This is a genomic window from Xenorhabdus sp. Sc-CR9 (genome assembly GCF_963897815.1).
Taxonomy (GTDB): domain Bacteria; phylum Pseudomonadota; class Gammaproteobacteria; order Enterobacterales; family Enterobacteriaceae; genus Xenorhabdus.
Genome location: NZ_CAWQTY010000022.1, coordinates 72906 through 85439, shown reverse-complemented (window position 1 = coordinate 85439; position 12534 = coordinate 72906). Strand labels below are relative to the sequence as shown.

At 45.0% G+C, this 12534-nt stretch carries 12 protein-coding genes; all 12 read left to right on the top strand.

Features of this window, described 5'->3' with window-relative positions; genetic code table 11:
- Positions 1-429 precede the first annotated feature (429 nt).
- Entirely contained in the window at positions 430-807 is a 378-nt protein-coding gene (gene atpI, locus AACQ81_RS01380; RefSeq protein WP_237386043.1) for a F0F1 ATP synthase subunit I, read from the top strand.
- Between the two features lie 31 nt (positions 808-838).
- Positions 839-1663 carry a F0F1 ATP synthase subunit A gene (gene atpB, locus AACQ81_RS01375; protein WP_237386042.1) on the top strand — a complete coding sequence of 275 codons (825 nt, stop codon included), beginning with the start codon at positions 839-841 and terminating at the stop codon, positions 1661-1663.
- A 50-nt stretch (positions 1664-1713) separates the two neighbouring features.
- Positions 1714-1950 (top strand): F0F1 ATP synthase subunit C, encoded by a 237-nt coding sequence (gene atpE / locus AACQ81_RS01370; RefSeq protein WP_010846128.1) that lies wholly within the window; start codon positions 1714-1716, stop codon positions 1948-1950.
- Between the two features lie 59 nt (positions 1951-2009).
- Positions 2010-2480, top strand: a complete 471-nt coding sequence (gene atpF / locus AACQ81_RS01365; RefSeq protein ID WP_010846129.1) for a F0F1 ATP synthase subunit B — start codon at positions 2010-2012, stop codon at positions 2478-2480.
- A gap of 12 nt (positions 2481-2492) precedes the next feature.
- Positions 2493-3026 (top strand): F0F1 ATP synthase subunit delta, encoded by a 534-nt coding sequence (atpH, locus tag AACQ81_RS01360; RefSeq protein ID WP_092553372.1) that lies wholly within the window; start codon positions 2493-2495, stop codon positions 3024-3026.
- Between the two features lie 14 nt (positions 3027-3040).
- Positions 3041-4582 carry a F0F1 ATP synthase subunit alpha gene (gene atpA / locus AACQ81_RS01355; protein ID WP_237386041.1) on the top strand — a complete coding sequence of 514 codons (1542 nt, stop codon included), beginning with the start codon at positions 3041-3043 and terminating at the stop codon, positions 4580-4582.
- A gap of 73 nt (positions 4583-4655) precedes the next feature.
- The gene (atpG, locus tag AACQ81_RS01350) at positions 4656-5519 is read left to right on the top strand and encodes a F0F1 ATP synthase subunit gamma (protein WP_237386040.1); all 864 of its coding nucleotides are present in this window, start codon (positions 4656-4658) and stop codon (positions 5517-5519) included.
- A gap of 34 nt (positions 5520-5553) precedes the next feature.
- Entirely contained in the window at positions 5554-6936 is a 1383-nt protein-coding gene (gene atpD, locus AACQ81_RS01345) for a F0F1 ATP synthase subunit beta (protein WP_237386039.1), read from the top strand.
- Positions 6937-6957: 21 nt separating this feature from the next.
- A complete protein-coding gene (locus tag AACQ81_RS01340; protein ID WP_237386038.1) occupies positions 6958-7380 on the top strand; it encodes a F0F1 ATP synthase subunit epsilon in 423 nt (140 codons plus the stop codon).
- 181 nt (positions 7381-7561) lie between these two features.
- Positions 7562-8950 (top strand): bifunctional UDP-N-acetylglucosamine diphosphorylase/glucosamine-1-phosphate N-acetyltransferase GlmU, encoded by a 1389-nt coding sequence (gene glmU / locus AACQ81_RS01335; protein WP_272903006.1) that lies wholly within the window; start codon positions 7562-7564, stop codon positions 8948-8950.
- Positions 8951-9067: 117 nt separating this feature from the next.
- Positions 9068-10897, top strand: a complete 1830-nt coding sequence (glmS, locus tag AACQ81_RS01330) for a glutamine--fructose-6-phosphate transaminase (isomerizing) (RefSeq protein ID WP_237386037.1) — start codon at positions 9068-9070, stop codon at positions 10895-10897.
- A 235-nt stretch (positions 10898-11132) separates the two neighbouring features.
- Entirely contained in the window at positions 11133-12374 is a 1242-nt protein-coding gene (locus AACQ81_RS01325; RefSeq protein WP_237386036.1) for an ATP-binding protein, read from the top strand.
- The last annotated feature ends 160 nt before the right edge of the window (positions 12375-12534 follow it).

Here is a 12534-nt window from a genome sequence, read left to right as displayed (position 1 = left end):
TTTAAAGAATTTATAATGAAGTGTGGTCAAATTTAACTTTAATTTTTTTTAGTGATAGATCTGATAAATCTTATAAGGTATATAATTCATTAAATGATATTTATTGAAAAATAAATAAACAAATTTCATTATATACAATGATAAATATAATTAATGATTTTTGATTAATGTGATATGTATCACGTTTAATACTGAGGTCATACCATTAGGCGTTGCAGAATATTAAATAGTATTTGTGAGCGATCTAGCATCAAAATTAGAAAAACAAATAATTATTCACTTTTTCGCTACTTATGGATTGAATTCATTTTGGCTGCCCGTATAATTTGCACGTTTTTGTCACTTGACACTCTTAAGCAAAGCCAGTTTTATACAACATTCAGCAAAACCTGATATGTGATGATGTACCTCAGGGAGAAAACAAAAGTCATGTCTGTATCCCTTTACAACGGTAAAATGGCACTGAAACTGTTATTTTTGCAGTTAATGACTTTTGTTATTCTCAGTGTGGCTTTTTGTACCAAAAGTATAGAGTGGGGCGCTTCTGCTTTTGTGGGTGGATTAGCATGCTGGCTACCAAATGTTATTTTTTTGCTGCTCAGCCGCTTCCAAAAGATAAAAGAAGAAGGGGTTCCAGTACGTATTGCATGGTTTTTCGCGATTAGCGAAGGGGTTAAAGTTATTATTACGGTAACTTTGCTGATAGTCGCTTTAGCGGTGTTCAAGGCGGCATTTGCACCACTTGGTGTGGCCTATTTAGCGGTGCTGATTGTGCAGATCATCGCACCTGCCGTAATGAACGGTTAGCGTTTTTAACAACAAAAGGGTAAAAAGCATCATGTCTGCATCAGGAGAAGTTTCAACTTCGGAGTACATAAGTCACCACCTGAAGCACCTTCAGCTGGACTTGCGTACCTTTGAGTTGGTCAATCCCCACGCTAGTGGTTATGAGGCGACGTTCTGGACGTTGAACATTGACTCGCTTTTTTTCTCCATCGTATTAGGGATGTTGTTTCTATTTGTATTCAGAAGAGTCGCGGTTCGTGCTACTGATGGCGTTCCGGGGAAATTCCAGACTGCAATAGAAATGGTAATCGGCTTCGTTGATAATACCGTTCGTGATATGTATCACGGCAAGAGCAAGGTGATAGCTCCTCTGGCTTTGACTGTGTTCGTCTGGGTGTTACTGATGAACGCATTGGACTTGCTGCCAATCGATTTTATTCCTTACATCGGTGAACACGTCTTCGGCTTGCCTGCGTTGCGTATTGTTCCAACCGCAGATGTCAGTGTCACCTTGTCGATGGCCCTCGGTGTCTTTGTCCTCATTCTGTTCTACAGCATTAAGATGAAAGGAATCAAGGGTTTTGCGAAGGAGCTGGCATTACAGCCTTTCAATCATCCGCTGTTTATTCCTATTAACTTAATTTTGGAAGGGGTTAGCTTGCTGTCTAAGCCTATATCACTCGGTCTGCGACTGTTTGGTAATATGTATGCCGGCGAATTAATCTTTATTCTTATTGCGGCTCTTTTGCCGATGTGGTCACAGTGGTTACTCAGCTTGCCTTGGGCTATTTTCCACATACTGATTATAACGTTACAAGCCTTTATTTTCATGGTTCTGACGATCGTTTATCTGTCGATGGCATCTGAAGAGCATTAATTTTTATCAATCAATAATTGTGTTTTAACTGAAACAAACTGGAGACTGTCATGGATATAAACATGGATCTGCTGTACATAGCTGCCGCTATTCTGATGGGTTTGGCGGCTATCGGTGCTGCGATCGGTATCGGCATCCTCGGGGGTAAATTCCTGGAAGGCGCAGCTCGTCAGCCTGATCTGATTCCTCTGCTGCGTACACAGTTCTTTATCGTTATGGGTCTGGTTGATGCCATCCCCATGATTGCTGTGGGCCTGGGCTTGTTTATGATGTTCGCTGTTGCCTAAGTGAAATAGCAGAACTCTAAATTACGCCAATTCATTAATTGAAATAGAGGTATTGTGCCGTGAATATTAACGCAACAATCCTCGGCCAGGCCTTCGCGTTTGTCCTGTTTGTTTTGTTCTGCATGAAGTATGTATGGCCACCAATCATGGCGGCCATTGAAAAGCGTCAGAAAGAGATTACTGACGGTTTGGCTTCAGCAGAACGTGCCAAAAAGAACCTGGACTTAGCGCAAGCCAATGCGACCGACCAACTGAAAAAAGCGAAAGCTGATGCGCAAGTTATCATTGAGCAGGCTAATAAACAAAAAGCCCAAATTATTGATGATGCTAAAGCAGAAGCAGAGCTGGAGCGTAACAAAATCTTAGTGCAAGCGAATGCTGAAATTGAAGCTGAACGCAAACGCGCTCGTGAAGAGTTACGTAAACAGGTTGCGATGCTGGCTATTGCAGGTGCCGAGAAAATTATCGAACGTTCCGTGGATGAAGCTGCTAACAGCGACATCGTTGATAAACTGGTCGCTGAACTGTAAGGAGGGAGGGGCATGTCTGAATTTGCTACGGTAGCTCGCCCCTACGCCAAAGCAGCTTTTGACTTTGCTGTAGAACACCAATCTATTGAACACTGGCAGAACATGCTGGCGTTTATTGCTGAGGTTACTCGCAATGAGCAGGTTGGTGAGCTGCTTTCCGGTTCATTGGCACCGGAAACGTTAGCCAAAACCTTTATCACCCTTTGTGGTGAGCAGGTTGATGCGCATGCTCAGAACTTTATTCGTGTAATGGCAGAAAATGGTCGCTTGCTGGTACTGCCAGAAGTCTTCCAGCAATTTATACAATTGCGTGCGTCACTTGAATCAACCATTGATGTTGAAGTGATTTCTGTGTCCGAACTAAATGAGCAGCAGCAGGCTAAAATTTCTGCGGCGATGGAAAAACGTCTGTCACGCAAAGTGAAGCTGAATTGCAAAATTGACAAGTCTGTTATTGCCGGTGTGATTATTCGCGCGGGTGATATGGTGATTGATGGCAGTATTCGTGGCCGTCTGAATCGTTTAACAGACGACTTGCAGTCTTAAGGGGACTGGAGCATATGCAACTGAATTCCACCGAAATCAGCGAACTGATCAAACAGCGTATTGCTCAGTTCAATGTCGTGAGCGAAGCTCACAATGAAGGAACGATTGTTTCCGTTAACGACGGTATCATTCGTGTCCACGGTTTAGCCGATGTCATGCAGGGTGAGATGATCTCTCTGCCTAGCAACCGTTATGCAATTGCACTGAACCTGGAGCGTGACTCTGTAGGTGCGGTTGTGATGGGTCCGTATGCTGACTTGGCCGAAGGCATGAAAGTCAAATGTACTGGCCGAATTTTGGAAGTACCTGTTGGTCGTGGTCTGCTGGGTCGTGTTGTTAACACACTGGGTGAACCAATCGATGGTAAAGGCGCTCTTGAACATGATGGTTTCTCACCTGTTGAAGTGATTGCGCCGGGTGTTATCGATCGTCAATCCGTTGACCAGCCTGTTCAGACAGGTTACAAATCCGTTGATGCCATGATCCCGATCGGCCGTGGCCAGCGTGAGCTGGTAATCGGTGACCGTCAGACCGGTAAAACCGCGCTGGCTATCGATGCGATCATCAACCAGCGTAATTCTGGTATCAAATGTATCTATGTTGCGATTGGTCAGAAAGCCTCTACCATCTCTAACGTAGTTCGTAAACTGGAAGAGCACAATGCACTGGAAAACACCATCGTTGTTGTTGCGTCCGCATCAGAATCCGCGGCCCTGCAATATTTGGCACCATACTCTGGCTGTGCGATGGGTGAATATTTCCGCGATCGCGGTGAAGATGCACTGATTGTTTACGATGACCTGTCTAAGCAGGCTGTTGCGTACCGTCAGATTTCTTTGTTGCTGCGTCGTCCACCTGGACGTGAAGCATTCCCTGGTGATGTTTTCTATCTGCACTCCCGTCTGCTGGAGCGTGCAGCGCGAGTTAACTCTGAATACGTTGAAAAATTCACCAATGGTGAAGTGAAAGGCCAGACGGGTTCACTGACTGCACTGCCAATCATTGAAACTCAGGCGGGTGACGTTTCTGCGTTCGTACCAACAAACGTTATCTCCATCACTGATGGTCAGATCTTCCTGGAATCTTCTCTGTTCAACGCAGGTATCCGTCCAGCGGTTAACCCAGGGATTTCTGTATCCCGTGTAGGTGGTGCTGCTCAGACTAAGATCATCAAGAAACTGTCTGGTGGTATCCGTACCGCTCTGGCTCAGTATCGTGAACTGGCTGCATTCTCCCAGTTTGCTTCTGATCTGGATGATGCAACTCGTAAGCAATTGGATCATGGTCAGAAAGTAACTGAGTTGTTGAAACAGAAACAGTATCAGCCGATGTCTATTGCACAGCAGGCTCTGTCTTTGTTCGCTGCTGAGCGTGGTTATCTGGAAGATATCGAAATCGCGAAAGTGGTCAGTTTCGAAGCTGCTCTGTTGTCATATGCTAGCCGTGAACATTCTGATCTTCTGAAAGAGATTGACCAGTCTGGTGATTACAACACAGAGATCGAAGCGAAGCTGAAAGCTCTGTTGGAATCCTTCAAGGCGACTCAGTCCTGGTAACACTATTCGGCCCAGTTTGATTTTATTTAATTAAAATAACTCGGGCCGTCTGGTTGAATTCGGAGAAGCAGAAATGGCCGGCGCAAAAGAGATACGTACCAAAATCGCCAGTGTGCAAAACACGCAAAAAATCACTAAAGCGATGGAAATGGTCGCCGCCTCCAAAATGCGTAAAACGCAGGATCGCATGGCGGCTAGCCGTCCTTACGCAGAGACCATTCGCAGTGTGATTGGGCACCTTGCATTGGGTAATCTGGAATACAAACATCCATACCTTGAAGAGCGCGAAGTGAAGCGTGTTGGGTACGTGGTTGTTTCGACTGACCGTGGTTTATGTGGCGGTTTGAACATTAATTTGTTCAAAAAATTGCTGATAGAAATGAAAGACTGGTCTGATAAAAACGTCCAGGTTGATTTGGCGCTTGTTGGATCAAAAGCGGTTTCTTTCTTTTCTTCTGTTGGCGGTAACATTGTTACCCAAGTAACAGGGATGGGAGATAACCCATCATTGTCCGAACTGATCGGGCCAGTCCACGTCATGATGCAAGCATATGATGAAGGACGTCTGGATAAACTGTATATAGTGACAAACAAGTTCATTAATACTATGTCTCAGGTTCCGACGATTACTCAGTTATTGCCTCTGCCAGCCGGAGACGATGAAACACTGAAGAAGAAGTCCTGGGATTATCTGTATGAACCTGATCCTAAAGCGCTGTTGGATACCCTGCTGCGCCGCTATATAGAATCACAAGTTTATCAGGGCGTCGTTGAAAACCTGGCTAGTGAACAGGCCGCACGAATGGTAGCGATGAAAGCCGCGACCGATAACGGTGGCAACCTGATCAAAGAGTTGCAGTTGGTTTACAACAAGGCTCGTCAGGCCAGCATCACTCAGGAACTCACCGAAATCGTTTCGGGTGCTTCTGCGGTTTAACAGCTAGGTTTACGAATTACGTAGAGGATTCAAGATGGCTACTGGAAAGATTATCCAGGTAATCGGCGCCGTAGTGGACGTCGAATTCCCTCAGGACAGCGTACCAAAAGTATACGATGCCCTTGAGGTTAAAAACGGTGAAGAAAAACTGGTGCTGGAAGTTCAGCAGCAGTTAGGTGGTGGTATTGTGCGTTGTATTGCAATGGGTACCTCCGATGGCCTGCGCCGTAATTTGGACGTGACTGATTTAGGGCACCCAATCGAAGTTCCAGTGGGTAAAGCAACACTGGGGCGTATCATGAACGTATTGGGCGATCCAATTGACATGAAAGGTGAGATTGGCGAAGAAGAGCGCTGGTCAATTCACCGTACGGCACCAACCTATGAAGAGTTATCCAACTCTCAGGAATTACTGGAAACTGGTATCAAAGTAATGGACTTGATCTGCCCATTTGCTAAGGGTGGTAAAGTTGGTTTGTTCGGTGGTGCGGGTGTAGGTAAAACCGTTAACATGATGGAGCTTATCCGTAACATCGCGATCGAGCACTCAGGTTACTCTGTATTTGCTGGTGTTGGTGAGCGTACCCGTGAAGGTAACGACTTCTATCATGAAATGACTGACTCAAACGTACTGGACAAAGTATCTCTGGTATACGGTCAGATGAATGAGCCACCAGGAAACCGTCTGCGTGTTGCATTGACCGGTTTGACCATGGCGGAAAAATTCCGTGATGAAGGCCGTGACGTTCTGCTGTTCGTTGACAACATTTACCGTTATACCCTGGCAGGGACAGAAGTATCTGCACTGTTGGGTCGTATGCCATCTGCGGTAGGTTACCAGCCAACACTGGCAGAAGAGATGGGTATTCTGCAAGAGCGCATCACCTCTACCAAAACTGGCTCTATCACCTCCGTACAGGCAGTTTACGTTCCTGCGGATGACTTGACTGACCCATCACCAGCGACAACCTTTGCTCACTTAGATGCAACCGTCGTATTGAGCCGTCAGATAGCATCTCTGGGTATTTACCCTGCGGTTGATCCACTGGATTCAACCAGCCGTCAGCTTGATCCACTGGTTGTTGGCCAGGAGCACTATGATGTGGCTCGTGGTGTTCAGTCTATCCTACAGCGTTATCAGGAACTGAAAGACATCATCGCTATTCTCGGTATGGACGAGCTGTCTGAAGACGACAAACTGGTTGTGGCACGTGCCCGTAAGATCCAGCGCTTCTTGTCTCAGCCATTCTTCGTTGCAGAAGTCTTCACCGGTTCACCAGGTAAATTCGTTTCTCTGAAGGACACTATCCGTGGCTTCAAAGGTATCCTGAATGGTGATTATGACCATCTGCCAGAGCAGGCGTTCTACATGGTTGGTAGCATCGAAGAAGCTGTGGAAAAAGCGAAGGCGCTTTAATACGGCTGACGGGAGGTTGATATGGCTGCAATGACGTTCTCCCTGAACGTAGTCAGTGCTGAAAAACTTATGTTTGAAGGGCTGGTACAGAAAATTCAGGTGACAGGCAGTGAAGGTGAGCTGGGGATTTATCCTCAACACACACCACTGCTTACTGCCATAAAACCGGGCATGATACGTATTGTTAAGCAGTTTGGTGAAGAAGAGTTTATCTACCTGTCTGGTGGAATTCTTGAAGTTCAGCCAAACGGCGTTATCGTACTGGCCGATACAGCGATCCGTGGTAAGGATTTGGACGAAGCTAAGGTGCTTGAATCTAAGCGCAAGGCGGAAGAACATATCCGTAGATCTCACGGCGATGTTGATTATGCTCAGGCATCTGCTGAATTGTCAAAAGCGATCGCGAAACTTCGCGTTATCGAGCTGACAAAGAAATTGATGTAATCAGTACCCGATAGATTTCTAATTGCATTCAACTGAATAGCAACTTGAAAGAAGGGTAGGCAGTGAAATAAAAAGCCAGTTGGTGAAAGCTAACTGGCTTTTTTGCATTGCGAAATATGTGGCAATTTATTTCGCAAACAGGTTTACTTTCATACTTAAAATTGGAATTGTCAGGTTTCTTATGTCTATTATTTCAAACGGTGCCAACACTAAAAGTGTCGTGATCCTTGCCGCAGGCAAGGGAACTCGCATGTATTCTGATCTTCCCAAAGTTTTGCATTTGTTGGCTGGCAAGCCAATGGTGCAGCATGTCATTGACACCGCAATGGAATTGGGTACTCAAAATGTTCATTTGGTTTACGGGCATGGCGGTGATCTGATGAAACACACACTCTCCAACCAAAATTTGAACTGGGTATTGCAAGCTGAACAGCTTGGTACTGGCCATGCCATGCAGCAGGCAGCTCCTCATTTTGCAGATGATGAAGATATTCTGATCCTTTACGGTGATGTCCCTTTGATTGCCAAAGATACTTTAGAACGCTTAATAGAGGCAAAACCAGAAGGTGGAATCGGTTTATTGACCGCTATTTTAGACAATCCAACGGGATATGGTCGTATCATCCGTGTCAATGGTGAAGTTACAGGTATTATCGAACAGAAAGATGCGACGGAAAAACAGCGTAAAATCAACGAAATCAACACGGGTATTTTGGTTGCAAATGGCGGTGATTTGAAACGTTGGTTATCCAAATTGGAAAACAACAACGCACAGGGTGAATATTACCTTACCGATGTTATTGCGCTAGCACATAAAGAAGGTCGTCAAATTAAGGCGGTACACCCAAGTCGTTTAAGTGAAATGGAAGGGGTTAACAATCGTCTTCAACTTTCTACTCTGGAGCGTATTTACCAGTCTGAGCAAGCTGAAAAATTATTGCTGGCAGGGATTATGTTATTAGATCCTGCTCGTTTTGATCTGCGTGGAACATTAGAACATGGTCGTGATGTAGTGATTGATACCAATGTGATTATCAAAGGCAATGTCACACTGGGAGATCATGTTCATATTGGTTCTGGCTGTATCCTGAAAAACTGCGTTATTGGTGATGGTGCGGTAATCAGCCCTTACACTATCATCGAAGGTTCTGAACTTTCAACAGAGTGCACAGTCGGGCCTTTTGCACGTTTACGTCCGGGCACTAAACTGGCGGAAAAAGCTCACGTTGGTAACTTCGTAGAAATCAAAAAAGCGTCTCTGGGTAAAGGTTCCAAAGCGGGTCATCTGACTTATCTTGGTGATTCTGAGATTGGCAATAATGTGAATATTGGTGCAGGAACCATTACCTGCAACTATGATGGTGCTAATAAATTTAAAACCATCATTGGTGATGATGTTTTTGTTGGTTCAGATACCCAGTTTGTTGCGCCTGTTACAATAGAAAAAGGTGCAACTATCGGTGCGGGAACTACCGTAACAAAAAACGTTGCTGAAAATGAGCTGGTCATCAGCCGCGTGAAACAAACTCATATTAAAAACTGGCAACGACCAGTTAAGAAAAATAAATAAGATATACCAATAATCCCCATCTCTACAAAGCTCGGGGACCGGCAAACAGCCGGAAAACAATCAGGTTGTGCGACATAAAAAGGGTGTTTAATAGCCCTGTTTTTAGGAATGAAACCCATGTGTGGAATTGTTGGTGCTTGTGCACAACGAGATATTGCAGAAATACTGATCGAAGGCCTTCGTCGTCTGGAGTACCGTGGTTATGATTCTGCGGGAATGGCTGTCGTTGACAGCGAAAACCATATGACCCGCCTGCGTGAAGTAGGTAAAGTGCAGATGCTGGCTGATGAGGCAGACAAACAGCCTGTTATTGGTGGTACGGGGATTGCCCATACCCGCTGGGCAACTCACGGTGAACCAAGTGAACGTAACGCCCATCCTCATGTTTCTGAACATATTGCGGTTGTGCATAACGGCATTATTGAAAACCACGAAGAACTGCGCGAAGAGTTAAAAGCGCGTGGTTACATCTTCTCTTCTGATACAGATACAGAAACCATTGCCCACCTTGTTCATTGGGAACAACAACAAGGCGGAACATTGCTGGAAGTTATTCAGCGAGTTATCCCGCAATTGCGTGGTGCTTACGGCACCGTAATTATGGATAGCCGTAACCCTGATGTGCTGGTGGCAGCTCGTTCTGGTAGCCCATTGGTTATCGGTCTGGGAATGGGTGAAAACTTCCTGGCATCTGACCAACTTGCGTTACTGCCGGTCACCCGTCGTTTTATCTATCTGGAAGAAGGTGATATTGCAGAAATCACCCGCCGCACTGTTCGCATCTTTGATGTGAACGGCGAAGCCGTTGAACGTGAGCAGATTGAATCCAACGTTCAATACGATGCAGGTGACAAAGGTGTTTATCGTCACTACATGCAGAAAGAGATTTACGAACAACCAATGGCTATCAAGAGCACACTGGAAGGCCGTTTAAGCAACGGTCAGGTAAATCTGTCAGAACTGGGCGCTAATGCTGCTGAACTGCTGTCCCAGGTTGAGCATATCCAAATCGTTGCTTGTGGTACTTCTTATAATGCGGGAATGGTTTCACGCTACTGGTTTGAATCATTGGCGGGTATTCCATGTGACGTGGAAATCGCCTCTGAATTCCGTTACCGCAAGCCTGCACGCCGTAAAAACAGCCTGCTGATTACCCTGTCTCAGTCCGGTGAAACGGCAGATACCTTGGCTGCCCTGCGCTTATCCAAAGAACTGGGCTACCTGACCTCGTTGACCATCTGTAACGTTGCGGGTTCCTCTCTGGTACGTGAATCAGAATTTGCCCTGATGACCAAAGCAGGCGCTGAAATCGGCGTAGCCTCGACCAAAGCTTTCACGACCCAGTTAACCGTATTGCTGATGCTGGTGGCTTACATGGGACGCCTGAAAGATTCAGATACGGCATTGGAACACGATATAGTCCATGCCCTGCATGCCCTGCCAAGCCGCATCGAAAGCATGTTGTCTAAAGACAAACTGATTGAAGCGTTGGCGGAAGATTTCTCTGAAAAACATCACGCCCTGTTCCTCGGCCGTGGCGATCAATACCCGATCGCAGTTGAAGGTGCACTGAAACTGAAAGAGATCTCCTACATTCACGCAGAAGCCTATGCAGCAGGCGAACTGAAACATGGCCCGTTGGCACTGATTGATGCGGATATGCCGGTGATCATCATTGCGCCAAACAACGAACTGCTGGAAAAACTGAAATCCAACATTGAAGAAGTCCGTGCCCGTGGCGGTTTGCTGTACGTCTTCGCTGATCAGGATGCCGGTTTTACCAACAGCGAAAACATGAAGATCATCTCCCTGCCGCACGTAGAAGAGTTGATCGCCCCGATCTTCTACACCGTTCCACTGCAATTGCTTTCTTACCACGTTGCATTGATCAAAGGTACAGATGTGGATCAGCCGCGTAACTTGGCGAAGTCTGTGACGGTAGAATAAGGTTAATTTTCAATGTGATTGATTAACTTTTAACCATGTGAAAATTGAGGCCTTCTAAATCCGGTTATGAATAACATAACCGGATTTTTTATGGTGTTAGTATTTTAAACCAGCAAATAGTCGTGATTTAAACATGCAAATAGTCGGATGTGAAACCAACAAATAGTCGCTATAATAACCAGCAAATAGTCGGTTACCATCATCCTTAATATAATAGTTAATGGGCACAATCACATTGGACAATAAACGATATCCTAGGCTTATAGCTCCCAAACTGAAAGAAGCATTAACCGATACACCAGTGGTGTGTTTATTGGGACCTCGTCAGGTAGGAAAAACCACACTGGCAAAAGAATTAGAGCCGGGGAGAGCGTATATTACTTTTGATGATAGTACGCTATTGAATGCTGTGAAAAGCGATCCTTTAGGGTTTGTTCAAGGATTACCTGAACGAGTTACACTTGATGAAGTGCAGAGAGTACCGGAAATTTTGCCCGCATTAAAAGCAGTAGTAGATACTAATAGAACATCAGGGCGTTTCATTCTTACAGGCTCTGCCAACTTGTTATTACTGCCGGGGGTTCAGGAGTCATTGGCTGGACGTGTTGAAGTGACTTATCTACAACCCTTATCTGAACAAGAAAAACAGTATTCATCTGTGACGCTACTTGAAAAATTGCTATCCAATCGTATTTCACCATCCATTAAAGGAGAACAAGCTCAACTAGAGGGAATAGCGGACGCTGTAGTACAAGGTGGTTACCCAGAACCCAACACCCGAACAGAAGAGAGGGCTCGTCAGTGGCATAAACAGTATCTTAATGCCATTATTCAACGAGATGTCAAAGATATTGCAGCAATCCGTGACGAAGAAGAACTGCTTCGCCTTATCAAGATACTTGCACTCCGTACAGGAAACTTACTGAATATTAGTGGATTGTCGAAAGATTTAGGCATCCAGCGTGACACCGTTGATAAATACATCACTATATTGGAGCGTTTATTTTTAGTCCGTCGTTTACCTGCGTGGCATAAAAACCATGCTAAGAGATTATTGAAAACACCGAAGATTCACATAATCGAATCAGGTTTAGCATGTGCTTTGACCAACTTACGTACCGATGATTGGTATGATTTTAGTAGTGATTTCGGAGCAGTATTAGAAAGTTTCGTGGTGCAGCAACTGATTTGCCAATCGGGTTGGAGCGAACGTGAACTATTTTTTTCTCACTACAGAGATAAAGAGCAGGTTGAAGTTGATCTGGTGATTGAAGATGGGAGAAAAGTCTGGGGTGTGGAAGTGAAAAAATCAGCCAGCATTCAACCTAAAGACGGGGCTGGTTTAGCTAAGTTGGCCTTATTATCTGGCAACGATTGGCAAGGAGGAATACTACTTTATACCGGAAATAATTGCTTACCCATAAGCCAAGTACCAAATACGTATGCGGTGCCAATGAATGCGTTGTGGAAGGAGTAAAAGTGAACTTTGTCTATAATATTCATTGATTGGTTAGATCTATTTATACCCTTCTAGATAAGTTGAACTTGTAAAAGTGCTCGATAACATTATGATATTGAAATGATTTGGATGATAAGGAAATAAACCGGAAGTTCATCCAATCACAATCATCTTATAA